At 36.5% G+C, this 21359-nt stretch carries 26 protein-coding genes; 5 read left to right on the top strand and 21 right to left on the bottom strand.

Annotated elements, in window-relative coordinates:
- Positions 1-110 precede the first annotated feature (110 nt).
- The 7 genes from CNR22_21990 to CNR22_22020 form a co-directional block, all read right to left on the bottom strand.
- Positions 111-407: a hypothetical protein gene (locus CNR22_21990; protein ID PBQ34331.1), complete on the bottom strand. Its 297-nt coding sequence runs from the start codon at positions 405-407 to the stop codon at positions 111-113.
- A 114-nt stretch (positions 408-521) separates the two neighbouring features.
- Positions 522-1958, bottom strand: coding sequence for a hypothetical protein (locus tag CNR22_21995; protein ID PBQ34332.1), 1437 nt, complete (start codon positions 1956-1958; stop codon positions 522-524).
- A gap of 96 nt (positions 1959-2054) precedes the next feature.
- On the bottom strand, positions 2055-3302 hold the full coding sequence (locus CNR22_22000) for a hypothetical protein (GenBank protein ID PBQ34333.1): 1248 nt from the start codon (positions 3300-3302) through the stop codon (positions 2055-2057).
- Positions 3302-3787, bottom strand: a complete 486-nt coding sequence (locus CNR22_22005; protein PBQ34334.1) for an RNA polymerase subunit sigma-24 — start codon at positions 3785-3787, stop codon at positions 3302-3304. The genes CNR22_22000 and CNR22_22005 overlap by 1 nt, the downstream gene beginning before the upstream one ends.
- 80 nt (positions 3788-3867) lie before the next feature.
- Complete coding sequence (locus tag CNR22_22010; protein ID PBQ34335.1) at positions 3868-4515, bottom strand: MgtC family protein; 648 nt, start codon at positions 4513-4515, stop codon at positions 3868-3870.
- Between the two features lie 7 nt (positions 4516-4522).
- Positions 4523-5869: a kynurenine 3-monooxygenase gene (locus tag CNR22_22015; GenBank protein ID PBQ34336.1), complete on the bottom strand. Its 1347-nt coding sequence runs from the start codon at positions 5867-5869 to the stop codon at positions 4523-4525.
- 339 nt (positions 5870-6208) lie between these two features.
- The gene (locus CNR22_22020; protein PBQ34337.1) at positions 6209-6805 is read right to left on the bottom strand and encodes a hypothetical protein; all 597 of its coding nucleotides are present in this window, start codon (positions 6803-6805) and stop codon (positions 6209-6211) included.
- On the opposite strand from CNR22_22020, the gene tilS reads away from it, so the two are divergent.
- The 3 genes from tilS (at position 6796) to CNR22_22035 (ending at position 9047) form a co-directional block, all read left to right on the top strand.
- Positions 6796-8142 (top strand): tRNA lysidine(34) synthetase TilS, encoded by a 1347-nt coding sequence (gene tilS, locus CNR22_22025; GenBank protein ID PBQ34338.1) that lies wholly within the window; start codon positions 6796-6798, stop codon positions 8140-8142. The two genes, CNR22_22020 and tilS, sit on opposite strands and share 10 nt — an antisense overlap.
- 88 nt (positions 8143-8230) lie before the next feature.
- Positions 8231-8680, top strand: a complete 450-nt coding sequence (locus tag CNR22_22030) for a hypothetical protein (protein ID PBQ34339.1) — start codon at positions 8231-8233, stop codon at positions 8678-8680.
- A gap of 79 nt (positions 8681-8759) precedes the next feature.
- The gene (locus CNR22_22035) at positions 8760-9047 is read left to right on the top strand and encodes a hypothetical protein (GenBank protein ID PBQ34340.1); all 288 of its coding nucleotides are present in this window, start codon (positions 8760-8762) and stop codon (positions 9045-9047) included.
- Here the strand turns inward: CNR22_22035 and CNR22_22040 are convergent.
- Positions 9036-9890: a hypothetical protein gene (locus CNR22_22040; protein ID PBQ34341.1), complete on the bottom strand. Its 855-nt coding sequence runs from the start codon at positions 9888-9890 to the stop codon at positions 9036-9038. The genes CNR22_22035 and CNR22_22040 overlap by 12 nt on opposite strands.
- Before the next feature lie 110 nt (positions 9891-10000).
- Between CNR22_22040 and CNR22_22045 the strand changes: the two genes are divergently transcribed.
- Positions 10001-10660, top strand: a complete 660-nt coding sequence (locus CNR22_22045; protein ID PBQ34342.1) for a stress protection protein MarC — start codon at positions 10001-10003, stop codon at positions 10658-10660.
- Here the strand turns inward: CNR22_22045 and CNR22_22050 are convergent.
- From CNR22_22050 to CNR22_22095, 10 genes are all read right to left on the bottom strand, one after another.
- On the bottom strand, positions 10657-11880 hold the full coding sequence (locus CNR22_22050) for a hypothetical protein (protein PBQ34343.1): 1224 nt from the start codon (positions 11878-11880) through the stop codon (positions 10657-10659). The two genes, CNR22_22045 and CNR22_22050, sit on opposite strands and share 4 nt — an antisense overlap.
- Positions 11881-12024: 144 nt before the next feature.
- Complete coding sequence (locus CNR22_22055; GenBank protein ID PBQ34344.1) at positions 12025-12306, bottom strand: hypothetical protein; 282 nt, start codon at positions 12304-12306, stop codon at positions 12025-12027.
- A 5-nt stretch (positions 12307-12311) separates the two neighbouring features.
- Positions 12312-12665 carry a diacylglycerol kinase gene (locus CNR22_22060; protein ID PBQ34345.1) on the bottom strand — a complete coding sequence of 118 codons (354 nt, stop codon included), beginning with the start codon at positions 12663-12665 and terminating at the stop codon, positions 12312-12314.
- Positions 12652-13296, bottom strand: coding sequence for a hypothetical protein (locus CNR22_22065; GenBank protein ID PBQ34346.1), 645 nt, complete (start codon positions 13294-13296; stop codon positions 12652-12654). The genes CNR22_22060 and CNR22_22065 overlap by 14 nt, the downstream gene beginning before the upstream one ends.
- Positions 13297-13299: 3 nt before the next feature.
- A complete protein-coding gene (locus CNR22_22070; GenBank protein PBQ34347.1) occupies positions 13300-14775 on the bottom strand; it encodes a hypothetical protein in 1476 nt (491 codons plus the stop codon).
- Between the two features lies 1 nt (position 14776).
- Entirely contained in the window at positions 14777-15298 is a 522-nt protein-coding gene (locus CNR22_22075; protein ID PBQ34348.1) for a hypothetical protein, read from the bottom strand.
- Complete coding sequence (locus tag CNR22_22080) at positions 15282-15755, bottom strand: hypothetical protein (protein PBQ34349.1); 474 nt, start codon at positions 15753-15755, stop codon at positions 15282-15284. The genes CNR22_22075 and CNR22_22080 overlap by 17 nt, the downstream gene beginning before the upstream one ends.
- A gap of 3 nt (positions 15756-15758) precedes the next feature.
- Positions 15759-16253: a hypothetical protein gene (locus tag CNR22_22085; protein PBQ34350.1), complete on the bottom strand. Its 495-nt coding sequence runs from the start codon at positions 16251-16253 to the stop codon at positions 15759-15761.
- A 54-nt stretch (positions 16254-16307) separates the two neighbouring features.
- Positions 16308-16610: a transcriptional regulator gene (locus CNR22_22090; protein ID PBQ34351.1), complete on the bottom strand. Its 303-nt coding sequence runs from the start codon at positions 16608-16610 to the stop codon at positions 16308-16310.
- Positions 16611-16641: 31 nt separating this feature from the next.
- Positions 16642-17277 (bottom strand): hypothetical protein, encoded by a 636-nt coding sequence (locus CNR22_22095; GenBank protein ID PBQ34977.1) that lies wholly within the window; start codon positions 17275-17277, stop codon positions 16642-16644.
- Between the two features lie 192 nt (positions 17278-17469).
- Between CNR22_22095 and CNR22_22100 the strand changes: the two genes are divergently transcribed.
- Complete coding sequence (locus tag CNR22_22100; GenBank protein ID PBQ34352.1) at positions 17470-18645, top strand: arginase; 1176 nt, start codon at positions 17470-17472, stop codon at positions 18643-18645.
- A 49-nt stretch (positions 18646-18694) separates the two neighbouring features.
- Here the strand turns inward: CNR22_22100 and CNR22_22105 are convergent, their stop codons facing one another.
- From CNR22_22105 to CNR22_22115, 3 genes are all read right to left on the bottom strand, one after another.
- Positions 18695-19486 carry an oxidoreductase gene (locus CNR22_22105; GenBank protein ID PBQ34353.1) on the bottom strand — a complete coding sequence of 264 codons (792 nt, stop codon included), beginning with the start codon at positions 19484-19486 and terminating at the stop codon, positions 18695-18697.
- Positions 19487-19591: 105 nt separating this feature from the next.
- Positions 19592-20446 (bottom strand): AraC family transcriptional regulator, encoded by an 855-nt coding sequence (locus CNR22_22110; protein PBQ34354.1) that lies wholly within the window; start codon positions 20444-20446, stop codon positions 19592-19594.
- On the bottom strand, positions 20446-21336 hold the full coding sequence (locus CNR22_22115; GenBank protein PBQ34355.1) for a hypothetical protein: 891 nt from the start codon (positions 21334-21336) through the stop codon (positions 20446-20448). The genes CNR22_22110 and CNR22_22115 overlap by 1 nt, the downstream gene beginning before the upstream one ends.
- Positions 21337-21359 lie beyond the last annotated feature (23 nt).

The following is a 21359-nucleotide window of genomic DNA, read 5'->3' on the forward strand; positions in this document are numbered from 1 at the left end:
GAATTAACCAATCTTATGGCTATTTAAGAGGTCTTTTATCGAGAACAAGATATAAAATTAGAACAATAAAAAGAGAAAACCCGATAATCATTTATTGTATTGAAAGTCGCTTAATTCATTATTAAATCGGGTAAAGCTTTATGGGAAGAGTCGTGAAAAGCAAGTTCGTGGATAGAAAGTGTTACGTGTTTAATTATCGGAAAGTTACTTAGCAGGTCCATCACGTCCTTTTCCGATTCCGTTTGAATAAATATCCATAGATTTTTTCTCTCCATATCGAGAGAGTAGCTTAAAATGAGCTGTTGTTCAAGCAGTTTATTGATATGTTCGCGCTGCTTGGGAATGATTTCGTAGAGTTTCTTTGAAAAAACATCAGGTAAAGTAATATGTACCAGAAATGTATCCATTGAAACAAATGTAGACTAAATACTAAATCCTCTAACATAGTGCCCGATTTTTTTTTAAGCATTAAAAAGGCGAAAGTATCTACCTTCGCCCTATTATTTTGGTTCTGCTTATTTTTAGCCAAATGGACACACCCTGATTCCTGCCGTAAAAGCATAAAGTTCAGGACCTTTACCCGATTGAAACAGCGGCGTCAAGTTGTATTCCCCGAAAAAGGTCCAACTTCTGTATCCCAAATTTATATGTGCTTTAGCGGCAAAAGGACTAAGATAGTAACCGTCTTTTCTAACATTTGTTGACTTATCTTTGCCTTCAAAGAGTACTTGTTTAGTTCTCGAAGCAATCAAGAACTGGCCAATAACACCAAAGGCAATGTGAAATGATTTTTCAGAATCCTTACTAGTATTAAATTCTAACAGCAAGGGAACCTGCAAATAGGTCGCGCGAAGTTTGTTACGTTTGTATGAATAAGTGTTGCTACTATCAATCACACCCCAGGTATAATTAGTGTCTGCATTTAAAGTCGTTTTATTGGCAAACTCGTAAAGATGATAATCAAATCCAAATCCGGTAATAATTTTTACATTATCGCTCGCAAGATTTATTTGGCGTTCAATAATATTAAACTGGAAGTTTAGACTTTTTCTGTATTCAAGATCCAGGAAGTTGTATTTCTCATTAAGATTTACTCCCCCGCCCGGATTCATGTAACCATTGATTCCCATTGAAAAACCTCTCCAATGTTTAAAACGCTCATCTTTTACATTAGCCGTTTTCTCCTGAGATTCGTTACTGCCACCTATAATTAGTATTTTTTTATTTTTCCAATTGAGAAAAGTAGTATCACTTTCGGATTTTAAATCAGCTGAAGACATGTCTTTTATTCGCGTAACGCTCGCTGCGGTGCTTGATTCGGTTACCACATCTTTTGGGTCACCCATTATTTTTATTTCACTAGCACTGCTGGCAGTGGCTCGCAATTTTTCGGTAACATGTACCTTTGCGCTGGAAGCCCCAGACGTTAAAAGAGCCGCATCCTTAGCCAAGAGATTATAACTTTTTAAACTGGATGCTCCCGAAATTTCTACGTTAAGTTTATCGGTGCTGCCTTCCAAAACAAGGGAAGCGGCACCATCTTCCTGGCATCTCAGGCTTTTCGCATTCACTTTAGCAAAAACATCGGCAGCACCGGTTAAATTAAATGTCAGAGAATCGCCTGTTAAGCCATTTATAGTTTTAAAGCTGGAAGCGCCCGATGCAACCAGGTTTTTTAATTGGTTGTTTTTTACATACACCAGAAGATCTGAGCGAGTTGTTCCTTTACTCGAAATAATAAGTGTCGAGTTTTCAATCTTTGTTTCAATGTTATCCAGATCATTTTCTTTAGCCTTCACGCTAAGAGAGAGAGTATCGGAATTTGTATAGATAACAGATACAGCTCCTGATATTTTAATTTTATTGAAAGCAGAAATTGTTCTATCCTGAGTTTTCTGAGCATTGCAACTAAGAAAGGTGGAAACGAGAGTAATTGCTAAAAGTGAGATCCTATTCATGATTTTATAATTTTAGATTTAATTTTTTATTCTTTTACAACGTTGTTGGTTTTAAGAATAAGACGCTTATTCATTTTAAATTGTTACAGGTAAAAGTTATTTTTTTTCTACACTGAAAGAATTAAAAGATAAACGGTAATTGTTTTTTGAATTTTCCTGACCATCAATAGATTTAACGCCAAGTTTATTTGCCTGCTGAGCCAGTTGCACAGCGCGCCTCCATAATCCTTTTTTTCCGTTAAGAGAAGATTCTTTTACTTCTATCAACTCATCTTCATAAGCAATGTCTTCTGCCAGTGGCAAATAATTCTTTTTATCTGTACTATCCAGTATTTCGGTGTTTAGAATACTCGCAATTTCGGTTTTATCTTCTTTTTCGCTTGAAGTTTCCTTATTAACGGCTTCTTCTTTGTTTGCAATTTCCTTAACGTCTTTCTCTATCCCTGTTTGTAACGCTTCTTCAGGCTCTACTAAGGCAAACATCTGTTTTGTCGCTGAAAAAACAGCCTTCTTATTTGAAGAATCGTTTTTACCCTTGTTTCCTCCACTATTTACTTCAGTTCTCAAAGTTGCAGTTGGTGCAGTTGGTGCAGTTAAAGTGTCGATGTCTTTTTTTGAAGAGGTATTAGCAGATAACGCAGAAGACTCAGTTCTTTTATAACTGTAGTAGTTATAAACAACGGCAAGTCCGACTACTAAGAGCAGAGCTGCAGCTATAGAACCAGCTATTCTTAAATTAAAGAAAATGATTTTGGCTTCTTTTTTAAGCGCTTCTTTATCCGGATGCAAAATGCTTTTATCTGCAACTAAAACTGTTTTAGTATAAAGATCTAATTCTTTCTGAAGCGATACATGAGTGCGGATTTCTTTTTCAAATTCTGATTTTTCTGAATCAGTTAATTGATTTTCGAAATAAGCCAGTAAACGGTCGTTCACCACCAGGTCGTTTTCAGATTTATGAAGGCTGGTTTTAGAACTAAAAGTAATTTCTGTATCGGTAACAAGGATAGTTTTTTTGTACTTTTCAAAAGATGCTGATAGCTCTTTGTCATGCTCAAGCTTTAACTCCAAACGGATAGTTTCTTCTAAAGACAAATTGCCTTCGAGGTAATTGAGAAGTTCTTCATCCGGAACCTGCTCTTCGGTTTTCTTCAATTCTTGTTTGAACTCAAATCTATGATTCTCTTCATTAAGATAAACAAGACTAAAATCTTCAAGATCAATTTCAAGTTCGGGATGTTCCAATAAAAAGGAACTTAACTCAGCAACTTCCGCAGCATTTAAGTTTCCTTCACTGTAATCCAGTAAAAAGCCTTCATAATTATGTAAACCAATAGCGCTCATTAAATAACGGCTTCAACTTTCCCGATATAGTTTTTTAAAAAAGTCCTGGCTCTGAAAATATAAACCTTGACCTGGCTTTCGGTTAATTGGGTAATATTTCCTATTTCCGCATAATCGTAACCTTCATAATCTCTCAACAATAAAACAGTCTTCTGAATTTCAGGTAATTGCTCGAGGCCTTTATTCAAAACTTCTTTGAGGTCGGAGTATTGTTTGTTATGGCTGTGTTGATTAAAATCTACTTCATTAAAACTGGCCTGCTTTGCTCCCCTTCTGGTGTAATCTACCAGGGTATGATAAGCTGTTGTAAAGAGATAGGTCTTTGATTTTGAAGCATCAATTGTTTCAATCTTACGCCACATTTTTTCAAAAGCATCCTGAACAATGTCCTTAGCCACATCTTTATCTTTAATTTGCTTCAATATAAATCTATACACGCCATCGGCATGCAGATCTACACAGCTATTATAATCAGATAAAGTCAATTTCTAAGTGTAAGACGAAGTTAGCCAGGATTTGTTACAGACTAAAATAGATTTTAACCGACTGGTTATTAGTATTTTAGCTAAACGCTGAAATTTTTAATCTTCTCCGAAGTCGTTAAGAAACGAATTAACGTGTCGTGATTTTTTTCGCCACCGCTTACTTCGTAGGTGATGATGAGATCGCTTTCTACTTTAGTATAATTTAGCCACACGAATTTTAGTTTGTATGATTTTATAGCGGCTTCAATTTCAAGTTTTAATTCCAGATCGTTAGAAATAGTGATTCGATAAACCATTTCTTTATTGTATTTATCTATGAATTGCTGCACCCAGGCAAACCCCAAAAGAATTAACAATACGGTTACCGTTACCATTACAGCAAGTTCGTACTGACCAATACCACAGGCCATTCCAATCGCAGCGCTGATCCAAATAATAGACGCGGTTGTAACGCCCCTCACACTCACGCCGTCTCTGAAGATGGCGCCGGCACCCAAAAAACCTATTCCTGTTACTATGTTAGAAGCAACTCGTGCAGGATCATTTTTCTCTCCTATAATAAAAGAAATTATTGTAAAAAAAGTAGAACCTAAAGTAATCAGTATAATAGTTCTAAAGCCAATGTTTCTGCCCTTGTACTCCCGTTCTGCTCCGATTGAAGCTCCCAGAATTAAGGATACAAGAAGTTTTATAGATGTGTCATAAAAAAAGTGGTAATCAAAATGCATAAGCAAACTAGTTTAGCTGACTCAAAATTGCCTTTTCAATGTCAGGAGATTCCCAATTTGTTTCAATGTCAGGGCGCTCCATTATTTTATCCATGATAGCCTGTTGCTTGTTACCCTGATTGTATGCAGTGCTGTATCGTATCTCAGGACTAAATGTCACCATACTGTAAAGTGGCATCCATTTATCTGGATGTTTTTGAGAGAATTTTGCTTCAATTTTTTTCTGCAATATAAATTTGGGGTCTGCAGTTTTATCACGCATTTCTATAAAATTATCTACAGCCAAACTTGCAATAGCGTCCGCATCGGGCTTGCGCAGTAGTTCATACTCTTTTAAAATGGCAGGCCAGTTCTCTTTATGTTTTTCAATGAGATCATTTAGTACAACACAGTCTTCAAAGCCGCAATTCATACCCTGTCCGTAAAATGGCACAATTGCATGAGCTGCGTCGCCTATTAAAGCGATTTTATCATCAAATGTCCATGGAAAACATTTTACTGTTACTAACGACGACACTGGATTGGTTTTAAAATCTTCGAGGTAGGTTGGCATTAAAGGCAGAGCATCATAAAACTCTTCTTCAAAAAAACGTTTAATTTGTTCATCTGTTTTTAAGGCGGCAAAAGATTTTTCGCCTTCAAAAGGTATAAACAAGGTACATGTAAAATTTCCATCGGGGTTAGGCAGGGCAATCATCATGAAGGTACCTCGAGGCCAGATATGCAGAGCATTTTTCTCCATCATAAACTTGCCATTTTCGCCTGGAGGAATAATGAGTTCTTTATAACCGCAATTGATGTAATGTTGATTGTATTCAAAACGATCACTTTGCAACTGCATATTTAAGCGTGATGCGGCAAAAGCTCCATCAGCTCCAAAGAGAAGATCTGATTTTACTTCTGTGATTGCTTTTGTAACATTGTCCTCAAATGTGGCTTTTAAATCCACACGATTGATATTGGCACATCTTTTATCAAAATGGATGTTTACACCGGGTTGTTCCTCTGCAAGATCCATTAATTTCATATTGATGTCGGCGCGTGATACTGAATAAATGGCCTGGTTGTCTTTACCATAGGGAATGTAAACCTGTGTGCCATCTTTATGGTGAATTTGCCTTCCGTACATTGGAATTCCGATCTTTTTAATTTCTTCGGCAATACCAACAGCCTCCAAACCTTTCCAGCCTCTATCGCTCAATGCAAGGTTAATAGACCGCCCTGCCAGCAAATTGTTTTTGCGCATATCAGGGCGACGCTCATAAATATTGATTTTATATCCCTTTTTCGCTAGATAAAGAGATAACAGAGATCCTACTAAACCGGCTCCTACTATAGTAACACTTTTACTCATGCGTCAAATTTACTTAAAATTAAGTGCTGGAATTCAGTTTATGATAAATTTCATACCCCTAATTTTGCCACACAGCTAATTTCTTTTTTTCTTTTTTAAAAGAGCCTGCTAAAAGCGGATATAGCTTTTAAATCAAGCGCTTTGTTGCCTTTTAAAACAAAATGCACCTCCTTTTGTTCAGTAGTTTTCCAGTATTTTACAGCTTGTGCTTTATAGCGAGCTAATGGTCGTTGCAAAGTCTGATTCTCTAACAAGCCCCCCTTATCATCGCTTGTTTTTTATTGTAAATAGCGAAATAAGGTTGTAAATAAATCACCTTCCCGATGTTTTGTTAATCTGCTATTTAGCTTTTCGCTTCAGTTTATCAGCAGACATTGCCCGTAGTTTCAAAACAGCCTGGGATATACGCCTGATACGGGTCTCTTCTTTTTTGGCCAATTCTATCCATTGCGTGTGAAACTTTTTTTGGGAAGGACTAAGAGCTTCAAATTGTTTCAGAACGCCTGCTGCTTTAAATTCTCTTTTTATATTTCCACTTAAAGCTAGGTCTGGTGCAATTACTTTCTTACCAGCCTTATTGTTGTCAATGGCCTCAAAAACATACTCAAGAATAATGTCCTCATGAATATCCTTAGCGCTCTTTATGTGAAAATGGCGTGTGTTAATACTTCCTGTATTTTCCAGTAGTTTACGCTTGTCTTTGAGCAAAGAGCCTTTAAAGAAAACAAAATTCACATGTTTTTGAAAGGCCGCGTAGCCACAAACCATTCCGTTCAGGTAATAATTCGGACCCCATTTCCAATCTTCAATTATCTTAGGATCACTCTTTAAAACGATCTCCCGTAAGCGCTGACATATTTTTTTACTGAAGTCGGGTAAACCATTTATATAGTCATTTACGCGTTCATCTGCGTTGCTTACGTGTTTTGCTGCCATTTTACTACCTTTATAGGGTGTTAAAAGAATTTGAGTCAAACATAGTTAAAAAGGAACTTTTTCACAAAAAGGAGAAGTTGCTTTTGGCAATCAGTGGTGGCAGTGACTCTGTTGTTTTGGCTCATCTCTTAAAAGCAGCGGGGTATAAATTTTCTTTAGCGCATTGTAATTTTCAGTTGCGCGGAAAAGATAGTGACACTGATGAGAATTTTTGCAAAGCGCTTTCTAAAAAACTCGGTGTTAAACTTTACACAAAACACTTCGACACTCAGGCCTATTGCATAGCAAACAAGGCAACAATTCAGGTGGCTGCCAGAAATTTACGTTACCAATGGTTCAACGAACTCCTGAAAGAACATGACTATGCTTATCTGTTAACCGCTCATAACGCCAACGACGTTGTAGAAACAATTTTTATTAACTTATTGCGTGGAACGGGCATAAAGGGTATAAAGGGTATCTCAGAAAAAGCAGAGCAGCTGATTCGTCCCCTGTTAAACTTCACCAAAGAGGAAATAGAATCTTATGCTAAAAAAAAGGAGATTCAATTTCGTCTGGATCAAAGTAATCTGGAAGATAAATATGAACGTAATTTTTTACGATTAAATGTTATTCCGCTTCTAAAAAAAATAAATCCAAACCTGGAAGAAACTTTTACAAAGAATGCAGGCAATTTTAAAGAAGAATCAGAAATAGTAAAAGATTACCTTGAGCAGCGCTCTATGGACTTATTGACACAAACTCCCGGTCTTATATTTATAAATAAGAAAAAATTAAAGCGTGAAAAATATATAAAAAGTGTACTTCATTATATAGTATGCGGTTATGGCTTTAACGAGACCCAGGAAAAAAATATCCTAAAAAACATAATAACTGACGCTTTGCCGGGAAAGACCTTTACATCCGGCACACATCAGTTAACTATTGATAGAAATGACCTGATTATTAAGCCGCTTTTAAAGGAAGTTTTCAGCGATGAGATTTATTCTACATTTGAGGATCTTGAAAATCAGAAAACCTTTATTGTTCAAACACTTAAGAAATTTGTAATACCTGAAAAAAATGAACTTATTCTTCAAAAGGATCACTTAGTTTTTCCTTTAATTTTAAGAAAAAAACAAACCGGCGATCGCTTTAAACCCTTCGGTATGAAAGGCTTTAAACTTCTGAGTGATTTTTTAAAAGATGAAAAGGCGAATTCTGTGGAAAAAGAAAACTGTCTGGTACTGGTGAATGGCAACGCGGAAATTATTTGGGTTATCGGTCGAAGAAGTGATGATCGCTATAAAGTAGATCAAAATAAAAAAGTATTTTTAAAACTCAGTTTAATTGAATAGCGACGAAATACTCTTCGAAGAAAAACAATACCTCGGACACAATCGTCTAAGCATGGTGATCCGTACCATGTTTGCATTATTTTGCTTTATGGGCTATTATTGGAGCGAAAATCCGAAACCAGTGCAGGTATCTTTTTTTAAAATAGGCTCCTACCCTATTCAAAATATCAGTAATTCTGGTTTAATATTTTTTATTGTAGGTACCAGTATTCTTGTTTTGAGCGCTGGACTTACCTATGTTTTACACATACAAACAAAGGTCTATCACGGCTATATGATTCTTGATGGATTCTGGACTTCCCGCAAAATAAAAATAGACCTGAGTAACATTACTTCGATCAGAAAGAGCCGTTATAAAAAAAATATTTTCAGAAGAGCGGTCTACAATTTGCACAATATGGGCGTTATCAGGTTTTACACGAGTGGCGATGATTTTATTGAACTTATTGATAATACAGGGTTTACCTATAAAATTGGAAGTCAAAAACCCCAGGAGTTTTACACTATTCTTAAAGCAGAACTCGAACAAAAATCCTGATTTTACTTGTTTTTGTAGCCTCTATTTTTTAAATTTGATATTGAGTAAATAAACCAAAATTAATTTAACCCCCCGATCTATGGTTGCTACAGATTTTGAAAACATTGAAAAAGAAATGATTGAGAACCTAAAATTCCCATCATCGGAAGTATTAAATGATCCAGCAAAAATTACACAAAGAACTGCAGATCTCGAACGCGCTCTGTCTTTAGGGAACCTGGAACATTCGAAGATTAAGATTTATTTTGAGGATGAAAATTCCTGCAAGCTTGTTGAAACTACAGTTTGGGCGGTTACTGACAAACGCGTTATCTTAAAACAAGGCGTTGGTATTCCGATAAACAGGATACATTCTTTAAGCGTTTAATAGCTTAACCACTACATAAACAAAAGGAGCAACAAATATCAGACTGTCAAAACGGTCTAAAATACCTCCGTGTCCCGGCATCAAATTACCTGTATCTTTTATTCCGGCCTGACGTTTGATCATACTTTCTACCAGGTCGCCAATGGTTGCCATTACTGGCACTACAGTTCCTAAAATTAACCACATGAAAGTGTCTCCATGAATGAAAAATCGCGCTACAATGTAGCCTGATCCTATCGTCATTAAGAAGCCAAAGAGTGTTCCTTCCCAGGTCTTTCCTGGAGAAATACGTTCAATCATTTTGTTTTTTCCGAAAAGACTACCTCCCAGGTAAGCAAAAGTATCGTTACTCCAGATCAATAAAATAATCCCAAACAAGATCGACGGATCAAAATAAGGAAGTACCTTCTCGCCTTCCTGGCTTATAACTATGCCATGTAAGAGAGCAAACGGTACTACTGAATAAATAAGTCCCGCAATAGTAAAAAGTGAATTTTGAATAGGTTTATCGCGTTTTGAAAAAAGTGCTACTGTAAAAATGATAAAGGGAATTAGGATCAGAAGAAGCCTGAAATCAGGAAAAGGATTGCTGTAGTCATTTAAATAATTGAAATCAATGAAGCTTGCGTAAAGTACTATTGAGCAAATAAACCCTGTGACTCTATAGGGTTGCGAATTTAAATTAACTGACAGTTTGTAAAACTCATTTAAACCCATTAAGGATACAACAAAAAAGAAAATACTGAACGAATAGTAATTCCAGAGCAAACAGCCCAATAGAACAACTACGAATACCAGTGCTGTTAGTGCTCTTGTTCCTAATGTTTTTAAGTTTAATGCCATCTGGTCGAATTTGTGCACGCAAAAATAGTACAATTTTGTTTGTATTTTATTAACGAAAAAGATAAATAAGCGAGTATATTGACTTGCTTTAAAAACTTATTTTTGCGCGCATGTTTGACCCGGCATTATTTATAACCATTCTTATCGGTTTGTTTTCTTTAATAAATCCATTAAGCGCTTTGCCGATCTACTTGGGTTTAACGCAGGATGATTCGGAAGAGAATAAATTAAGAACGCTTAAAAAAGCCTGCCTGTATGTTTTTGTCATTTGCTTAGTATCGTATTACCTGGGCGTTTATCTGCTTCATTTCTTTGGCATTACTATTCCAGCCCTGCGTGTGGCCGGCGGACTTATTATCTTTAGATCAGGTTGGCAGTTATTAAATGTTCAGCACAAAAAAGAATTGCGTGGCAATATTAAAGAAGAAGTTGGAAGCCGTGATGACATTTCTTTTTCGCCACTTGCCATGCCTCTTTTGGCAGGTCCCGGCTCAATGTCTTTTTTAATTACCTTATTTTCGAACAGAAGCAATAATGTTAACGAGGCCATTTACCAGGATGTTTTCGCAATCATCGCAATTCTTCTTGTTATCCTGTCCATTTATTTTGTGTTTAAATTTGCCCCAAGGCTTATGAAATACGCAGGACAATCAGGCTTGACAGCGCTTTCAAAAATAATGGGCTTTATTGTAACTGGTATTGGTGTTCAAATGATTCTCTCGAGTTTATCCACCGTAATAAAAACAATTTACCTCGATTTACACAGTTAGTTCTTTTTCACCAGGTTTAAGAACTCAATGTAAAACAACTTCATTTTAGTAGTGAAGACATCGTTATGGAAAATGGAAATGAGTTCTCCATTGTATTTTTTTACTTCATTCACTAATGGATTAGCAAGATCTACAAGACTTTTCCCTTCTTTTTCCTGCGCCAGAAGATTATTTTCGGTAATGGCAAAAGAATGAATGGTTAAAGAACTTACCGATTCAATATCAAGACTGTACCATTTGTAGGGATAACAGTACGAAGACCTAAAACCATTAGCATTCTTGTATCCCATAGAATAGTCAGCCGTTAAACCAGCCTGCAGTAGATCCTTATAGGTAAGAGGAAAAGTTAACATGGAAAAATGCTGGCGCGTTTTTGTAATGAGTTTATGTGTGATGTTACCAAGTCGGCTTGTTTCAACTTTGAGCTGACGCAAATTGTTGTTGGACCCAAATGAAGGATGCACTCCTACCATGGAGTAATCGGCCAGGTGTTTTATCAAGGATTGAAACCGGAGGTCTGACGAAGAGTGATTTTTATCGTTCGGACCGTAATCGCCTAAAAGAAAAAAGTAAATAGCCTTTGTTTCCGTTTGTTTGTGGGCATCAATTAAAAATTCATAACAATCGAAGGGATCTTTTTCTTTACCAAGAATGATGCGCATGCGTTGTTTAATTTTTGCGAAGTTGCGATCAGAAATTAATCCCGCCAGTGTTCTCACGAAGCCCTTATTTTTGTATTTATAAACGTTATCAATATCTATGGTAGAAATAAAATTGTAGGTCCTTTTCTTAAATTCAAGATCCGGGAAGTTTTCAGCGAGCAGTTTTTGAAATTCGCTCAGCCAGACGTTTACCAGCGGATAATGCAGGAACTCGTATTGATAGGCCAAACTCGATTTAAAATTGAATCGATTATATTGATCTCCTTTGTGTGGGAGATATTCCTCGTAACGTGATAATAACCAAAAGGCAGCGCCAAACAAATCGAAAGGAACAGGATGTGTTGAATTCTTAAAAAATATTTTTTCAAACTGAGCATTCGTATTCACCTGTAAATGGTAGTCGCGGATGCCATGATCAAAAAGAATAGTATGTGGCTTTATGGCAAAGGCATCTTCAAATGGAAGTTCTGAATAATTTATCTTTGGTTCAGCACTCTCTGTAAATTCTTCAGGGGCGGTAGTAATTCGGAAATCAAGACCTAGTCCTTCGCTGAGCAATGTCTTTAAAATATAAGTAAGACGATTACTGTTTTTTTCTGAATATACAAGTATAAAATTAATAGCCCTAAGTTAAAAAAGCTCGGTGGATTTGAAAAACAAACCGTGGAAAGTTATGGGGAAAAGAATGTTAATTCTCCCTGCTCATATACTGCAATACAGATCCCGTGTTAAATAGTTGAGAAACTGATATATTGAGAAAGCGAGTAATGCAATGGCTAAAAGAGAATAGGTAAAGGCTTGAAAAAAAACAATAAAGCGATCCTTTAAATTTAAACGCGGGTGTAGTAGTTTTTTTCTTTTCAAAAATTCTTTATTCAAGGCAATCAGAATAATTGGAAAAACGATAAAGATTATTACGGCGGCTATTGCACACATTAGCAGCCCCAGAGCTATCGCGGCTTGCAGATGAATCAGTACAAACATAAAAATCAAAAATAATGTGAAAAAACAATTATTCCGGCAGCAACAGCAAACAAACAAACTATAAGAACCGCGCCGGCAGAAACGTCTTTAATATATTTAATTCTTGGATCAAGTTCAGGCTTAATAATATTGCAGAGCTTCTCAACGGCTGAATTTAGCATCTCTAGGGCAATCACCAATGTGATAGCTAAAAGTAGTAGGATCCAATGTTCGTTACAGACTTCAAAAAAAGCAGCGAGTCCGATCACTAAAAGGGCAATTACGGCATGTATCTTAAGATGCGTTTCCTGCCGAAAAGCTTGGTAAATGCCTGAAAATGCGTAGCCAAAAGCATTTATTCTATTCTTAAAGTAGCCCATTTGTTTTTCCCCCCTCTCTCGTTTTAAACGAGTCGTAAATTTCGTAAACTAAATATAGAAAAATAGTGAATGTAAACGTTACTCCCAAAGTCTCTTTGCAATTCTTACTATCAAAAACGGAGTAAAACATTTGCAAAACCAAATCATCGGGATTTGAGAGAACATCCCAGCTATTAAATCTTAAATACCTTCCCAGGTAAATGCCATAGCCGTTTGACAAGAGAATCAAAAATTTAAAGAGGTTAAGTTGTACCCTTGATTTTATCTGATCAGAGAGAATATCTAAAATACGTGCGATTGTCATAACAAAAAGGGAGAGACCCAATAGGGAAAAACTGAGGATCAGAATCAGATCAAACCACATAGGGGCTATTAAATTTTTTGTGAGGTGAAAAAGATCGGTCAGGATATAGGGTGCGTTTGGTAAAAAGAGTAATGTCAGCACTAAAATTAAATTTCTCTGAATGGCTTTAGCGAAGGGATTATACTTTTTGATGAGTGCATAAGGGATACAGGCCAAAAAAAGATTCCATAAAAGGAAGAAAAAACTCAGGTTACCAGTTTGTAAAGCCCTTAAAATTAATAAGAGAATACAGAAAGCAAATAGCTTAAGAAAATAAGTCGTCTTCATACTTTAATAGTTTATGCTGTTTAGAATATCCCGATCTCTAAGATCCCAACTCTGCCACTCTTTTTTATAATCTTTGAGATAATATTTGATTTTCATTTTCATAAGTGCCTTAAAAGTTCTTCCTGTATGGTTCTGTGTTTGGTAAACTCGCAAATCTTTAAAGTTTTTTAAAGGACCATTTATAAGTTTAAAGTTTTTATCCTGCGAAACCTTAAGAAGCTCGGGGATGTTAGCATCTGATAACGAAAACAGGTAGTTAAAATCTACTTCGGTTAAAGGTTTATTTTTTAAATTATACCGGGTAATTAGAACGTCCCAATTAAAAACGCTGCTTATAGCGAGGAAAGCGAACCATACCGTAAAATTGCTGCTAATAAGAAACCAGTTAGATCGCTCTTTCAAGATTTTGTAAAAGGTAATACTCAAGCCAACAGTCGCTAGAATCAACCAGACATACACTCCTACTCTTTTGTAGGTAAAATTGTAATCGTGAATGTAGAGCTGATTGCGTGTTGCCGTTGAAAATAACATGATGAGATTTTGGAAAATCCATGCATAAACCATAAATCTCAACAGTTTAGAGTTCCTGATTGCCTGGAAATTTTTCCGAAACAAAAACATAATCAGAGCTGTGGCGATAAGTATTGAAAGAACAATCATGTTAACGCCATCATGTACAAAATCAGAATGCGAAATTCCTTTTGGAAGTGCTTTATGAAACCAGATTGTATTTACATCTCCACTATTTAAAATCACGAGCATAAAATTTAAAAAGAGAAACAATAGAATTCCTGCGGAAATTTCTGTTTTAAAATTGGATTCCTTTTGAAGGTCTGCCGCTTCGTTTAAAGACTTTAACCCTTGTTCAAAATCTAAAACCGTTTTAATTTTTCTGCTATAGAATAGGCCGTAAACAGTGAAGAAAGCAAAGGTTGTAAATAAGAGCCAGGAGAAACTGATAAAGTTAAAATTGATCCATTCTGTATTTGCTGCGAATAAGGGATTCGCCTGTTTGTAGAGAACGAAAAATAGAATGCAGAGTAAGCTCACTATAAAAACGCTTAAGAAACCATAGCTGGAGAAAACATGTTTTTCTTTCTCTTTATTTTTTTCAGAGCGGATGGCTGCGTCCGTCACCGCAAAAATAACCGAACTTACGAGTGAATAGCAACCAAACAGAAAGGCAAGAATTGAAGAATTTGTTCGGTTCATAGAATAGGCAGATAACAATAAGAGTCCGCAACAATTCGTAATAATAGCCAGTGCACTCGAGTTAAGTACTATGCCTGTTGCTGAAATCAGGCACATTGTAGCAGAAAGTATCCATGGCTTTTGACGGAGGAGACTTTTGTCCCGGTAAACTAATACAGAAGTAAACACGAGGTTAAACAACAAAAAATTGATACCGGCATTTTGCTGGTAAAATAAATAGGTAAAAGCTGCCGTAGCAATTATTATTAAACGATCATTCGATTTCATATCACAGAGTTTTAATTTTAGTAGTAAATAATTGACTTCTTATTTGTTGTAAATCCTCGGAAAGAATACTTTTTAAATTCAGTTGAGAAATATCTATGCAGCTTTTTCCGCGGGCGAAAGATGTACGTAGGTAAGACCAATGAAAAGGAAGAAGGCACCAGGCGCCGATCGCAGTGCTGAAAGAAGCTATAGAATTTTTACCATTACCTCTCAGAAAGAACTGAAGTGCTACTTCATCTTTAAAAGAAGAAGTAAAATCAAACAGCACATGATAGACATCGTGTGATTCAGCTCCGGCAATGGGTTCAAGTTTGTTTAGTTTTAAAAACTCACCAAGTTTTCTACCGACAGTTTCCTCGGGAAAATTCAAAAACTCGTTCGTTTTCATGTTCCAGGGAGTTTCCTTTGTTCCGAAATTGAAAACAACAGGACCTATGAGATGTGCGGTATAGGAAGAAACTTTTTCGTGTATTCTCCATAAAAATGCGATGAGCTTTGGACTCTGTTTAACGGGTGTATTCATGAGTTGTAGTATTAAGGTGTTTAACTTTTTTGTAGACATAGAAAAGGGGTATAAAACCAAAGAATCCGAAAGAACAGTCTATGAGTTGGTGAAAAAATGGAATACCTCTAACTGGTCCACAAATAAAGGCCAATGGAAATACCGCAAAACAGGCGGCCATAGCAATGATGAGATTTGCTTTGTACCTTTTAGGATCGATAAAGACAGGAATGAAAAATAAAGCTATGATAATATGTGCAAAGGCCAACCAATCTGTTCCGTAAAGAACAAGATCGGGTGTTTGTGAAATGGCCAAATAAATAGCTTCAATCCATAAAGTGATAAAGTCTGGAAACGCATTTTTGTGTTTGATTAAAAAGTCCATTTCTGTTCTTAGTGGAAAAGCGGTGACACCGCTTATTACGAGTAATACAATAAAAATGACTAAGGCTGCTCTGATTTTAGTTAGTGGTTTCATGTGTTAAATGTTAGGGTTAAATATTTTGTTTTGTAATAGACCTAGATCTTCATTCAGCAACTGTTTGAAATCCCAGTGCCTTATAGAAGTAGATTGTAGTCCTTTTTTAAAAGACAGAGTGAAATAGCCTATTTTGTCGGGAAATAATAGAGCCGTGAAGATACAGGTACCTGTAGTGAAAAAAGAAGGCTTACCATTTCCGAGTAGGAAAAATTGCATCGCTGCTTCGTCTATAACATTTGTTGAGTAGTTTAATAAAATATGAAAGATATCGTGTCGTTCTGCTTTAGGAATGGGTTCAAATTTTTCCTTTTTATAAAATTTACCTAAACATTTTCCTAGTGTTCCATCCGGGTAATTTAAAAAGTCTTCAGGCGTTAAATCCCAGGCAACCCTACTCTTGTTTAATCCGGCATGAATAGGAACACCTTTTTCAAGTAGCCATAAAACTGTCTTGGCTCTCCATGATTTCTCGGTTTGATAATTAATTTCAATCATTTTACATTATATTAAAAAGCACTTTGTATTTCAAAGTAATTGGACAAAAAAATATTAATCTAATTTTCTCAATAATTTTTCAAGAGCATCGAGGTGTTCTTCAAATGCCTTCACCCCGGTTTTAGTCGCGCTATAGGTAGTTAAAGTCTTTTTTCCAACAAACTCTTTTTTTATGTGTACGAATCCTTCTTTCTCCAATGCAGAAGAATGGCTCGCGAGATTCCCATCTGTTACCTGCAGTAAATCCTTTAAAGTATTAAAATCAACACTATCGTTCACCATAAGTACACTCATAATGCCAAGTCTAACCCTGCTTTCGAAGGCCTTGTGGAGTTTATGAATGTTAGGATTGATCATTGATAAATAAAACTATTAACTACTGACTATGTTATTTCCTATCGTACTTAAACCACATGATTGTTCCGTAAACAATATGCAGACCACCAAAACCAATAGCCCAGAACAAAATGCCGTGATTCACATAGAATGCTGAGATTAATCCCAGAAGTATCTCCAGGCAGCCCAGGTAGCGGATATCATGGATGGTGTACTTGCTCGAATTCACTAAAGCTAAGCCATAAAAGATCAACATACTTGGCGCCACAAATTCAAGTGAAGCATAGCCTCTCAAAATAAGTGCAATGCAAAAAATACCGCCCGTACTTAAAGGAATCATCATATTAATAAGTAAACGAATGGCTGTAGGTTCTAATAATTTCTGCCCGGTTTTTGCTGCTTTCTTTTTTGTTAAAATTAAAGCCGTAGTAACAGCAGCTACCAAAATAGCTGCGCAGATTAAAAATCCTTTGAACATGGTCCAATAATAAACTTGTTGGTCACGTTCGCTATAAGAGTATTTCGTGACGTAGTCATGAATAAGTTCATGACCGAAATAAGCACCAATGAGCGCGTAGATACCAGCTAAAATACCTGAGAAACCGCTCAATGATAAAAACCGGGTTGACTGTTTCATCATCTGGCGAATGTCCTGTAAAGCTTCGAGTTGTTCCTGATTACTTTTCATGTTTAAAGCACTTTGTGATACAAAGTTAAAGCTAATGTTTCGATCCGCAAGTTTTTTTCTTCTTTTTAACATTCAACTTATTAACAGGTATCTTTTTTTGAGTTCCTAAGATGAGACTGTTGATATAAAAATAGATTGCAGGACTCTGAAGCACTAATGAATTTTACTTTTAGAAGATATAATTACACTTGCATGAGCGATATAGCCCATTTTTTTAGTCCTGTAAACACAGAAGATCTTCTTGAAGGCAGACCGTTAAAGGAATTTCAGTTTGGAACAATGTTTTCTATTCACGATGATTCCGGTTTTCCTATTTTAGATATGGTAGATATTGCTATTATCGGAGTAACCGAAGATAGGAATGCTGAAAATAATGATGGCTGTAATCTTGCCCCAGATGCTGTGCGTGCTTATCTCTACAAGTTATATGGTGGAAGTTTTTCACTACGCGTTGCTGATCTTGGCAATATTAATCCGGGACATTCTACCGAAGATACTTATTTTGCACTTAGAAGCACTATAGATGCTCTGATCCGGAGAAACATCGTGCCCGTTATCATTGGGGGATCGCAGGATCTCACTTACGCGCAGTTTCTCGGATACAAAGATCTGGAGCAAACGATAAATATTGTGGCCGTGGATAGTGTATTTGATCTCGGTAATCCGGATGAAGACATTACCAATACTTCCTATCTTGGAAAAATAATTTTGTACCAGCCAAATTTTCTCTTCAATTATAGTAACATTGGTTATCAGACTTACCTGGTAGATCAAAACAGTTTGCAGATGATGAACAAATTGTATTTTGATGTTTATCGCTTAGGCCAGGTGCGTGATAAAATAGAAGAGGCTGAACCTATCATTCGTCAAGCCGATATGATTACTTTTGATATGACTGCCATTAAACACTCAGATGCGCCAGCCAATCCAAATGCTTCCCCAAACGGATTTTATGCTGAAGAAGCCTGTCAAATGATGCGTTACGCCGGCATGAACGATAAATTATCTTCTCTTGGAATTTATGAAATTAACCCGCAGTACGACGAAAGTGGAAAAACAGCACACCTTGCAGCACAAATGATCTGGTGTTTTATGGATGGATTTTACCATCGCAAGAATGATTTTCCAAATCGTACAAGTCCGGATTACACACGTTTTCATGTGATCCTGCAAGATGACAAATACGAAATCAATTTTTATAAGAGTAAAAAAAGCGACCGTTGGTGGATGGAAATCCCCTACCCGCCTCACAAAGATTTAAAATTTGAAAGACATACTTTAATTCCCTGCAGTTATAAAGATTATGAAATGGCCACCAACAACGAAATTCCTGACCGCTGGTGGCAGACGTATCAAAAGTTAAGTTAATTTAAAAAGTAAAAGCCTCTTTGCAGGGGCTTTTACTTTAGTGTAGTATTTAAACGTTACCGTAGGAATTGGATTGTCCGCCATCAATTGCAATTACCTGTCCGCTGACATAGCTACAATCATCACTTAATAAAAACACAACAAGTTTACCAACTTCTTCAGGCAAGCCCAAACGTTTGGTAGGATTAGCCTGAGCATATTCTTCTTCCGCTTTCTTCGGATCTTCGGCATTAACCTGTTTAAAGGCTTCAGCCACCATAGGTGTTAAGATTGCTCCCGGAGCTATAGCATTGGTTAGAATGCCATAACGTCCATATTCCAGGGCCGCATTTTTAGTAATCCCTGCAACTGCGTGTTTCGTTGCTACATAAGGAGTTTGGTTCATTACACCTCTTATACCTCCCACAGAAGCTACGTTTACTATTCTACCATAATTTTGTTTTTGCATTATAGGAAGAATATGGCGCATGCCGTAATAAACCCCCATTAAATTAATGTCCACTACTTTTTTAAAAACATCCAGATCGTATTCAATCATGGACGCCTGCTTACCTTCGATACCCGCATTGTTGTAAAATCCATCAATACGACCATATTCTTTCACTGTTTCAGCGATGTAGTTTTTCACGGCATCTTCATTTGAAACGTCAGCAACGGAAGTATGAATTTTTGTTTCTGGATAATTTTTGAGAATCTCTGCCTTGGCTTTTTTAAGCATCTCTGCATTATAATCTACCAAAGACAAAGAAGCTCCGTTCTTTGCTGCTTCTAAAGCTGTTGCGTAGCCAAGTCCCATAGCTGCGCCGGTGATTACGATTACTTTGTTTTTTAATCTGCTCATGTTTTCTAAATTTTAAATTAAACTTATTTTAAGTAAAATTCAGAAAACACTCCTTCAATGATAAGCATAATCCGGCCAATGATTAGCACAATTTGAACATTGTATTTAATTGTGAATTACTTTAAATTTCTTACTGTCTTCTTCTCTGAACCGCTCGGGTGTTGTGCCTGTATGTTTTTTGAAGAAGCGGGCAAAGTAAGACTGGTCAGCGAAGCCGAGGTTGTAGGCTATTTCTTTTACCGAAGATTCACCATGAAACAATGCCCGTTTCCCTTCAATTAAAAGTAATTGAGAAATTAACTGACTCATGGTGCTTCCTGCTTTTTCTTTCAGGATTTCGTTTACGCGCTTGGGTGTTAAACCAATTTCTTTGGCGTAAAAATTCGGCGATCTCTTCTCTTTAAAATTCTCTTCCATTAATTGGAAAAGCTTCATCATGCGGATGTCTTCGCCAGCTGCTGCATGCAGACGGTGTTTTCCGAAACGATTGAGATTTTGTAAAAGCGCTGTTGTGTATTTTAAAAGCAAGCTTCTGTCTGAAGAGCCTTTATACTCAAGAAGTATCAGATCAAATAAATTTTCTAAAGGTTTAACCATTTCATCTGGAATTCGGACGCCTTCATTTTCAAAAGGTAAGAATAACTGGCGCAACTGTGTTTCCTCTATGTGATGAAAAAACTCCGTAGAAAAAACTATCACCCTTGATTTTGGCAGTTTAGCTGAAGGAATGGAATGCACCTGATTTTTGGAAATAAAGTAGACAAGGTTTTTCTTAATGGGATAAGATGTGAAGTCAATAAAATGCTCGCCAGCGTCCTCTATAAACCAAACCAGGGCGAAGAAATTAATCCTATGACTGGATGTGTGCTCTCCAAAAGCAAGTGATACATCAGATGCCAGAAACTGTGCATCGGGAAGTAAATGCAATGGAATACCGTCTGGTCTTGAAATTGCAGCCATTAGTTTTCCAGAATTTTTATTTCGACACGACGATTAACTTGTTCATCCGCGGGTGACCTTTCAACCTCTATTTTTGGATAACGGTGTCCATACCCCTTATACGTAAGCCGATCTGCGCTAATGCCATTTCTCACCAGGTAATTATAAACAGCCTTCGCCCTGTTTTCAGAGAGATTTCGCTCTTTTGTATCAAAGTCCAAACCGTCTTCTTCATCCGGATCGAGGCAGCAAATGTGACCCTGTATTTCTATTTTCAATTCCGGATGTTCTTTTAATGTCTCCAGTAATTCTTCCAGAACACGGATAGCAGATTTGACAACAACATGTCTACCGGGAATAAAATTTAACCCTTGTATAGCTAATGTTTCTCCTTTCTCCAGATCTTCCAGACTTTTTCTTCCTGAACTTGTTTTTGGTTTCCTCTTGTTTTGAAGGGTATTAAGTGAATCTTCCTGAATGACATTTTCTCTTGTGCCAATTTTTTTCACGACCCTTCGCTGACTTACTATTACATCCACTCTTCTCTGGGAAGCGTCACCCTTTTTATCGTTTCTGTTAGCTGAATTTTTCTCACCCAGACCTTCGCATTTTAAAAAAGACATAGTGGTGGAAGCACTAGTTTGTTCTAAATATTTTTTAATTTCATCGGCCCGCTTTTGAGACAACTTTAAATTATAATCTGTGTTGTGCAAATAGTCTGCATAACCGTAAATAGTAATTTCGCAAGTTCCAGAGGTTAACAAAGAAATAATGGAATCAACCCTTCTGAAATTATCCTGAGAGTTTGATTCATTAATAGCATAATAAAGACTAAGGGTAAATGTTTGATTTTGCGCATGAACCCTATTGAAAAAAAACAGTCCCGCTACGATAGAAAAAAGCCATTTCATACAACTACTAAGTTAAGCATCTA

The sequence above is a fragment of the Sphingobacteriaceae bacterium genome (genome assembly GCA_002319075.1).
In the GTDB taxonomy this organism is placed as follows: Bacteria; Bacteroidota; Bacteroidia; order B-17B0; family Aurantibacillaceae; genus Aurantibacillus.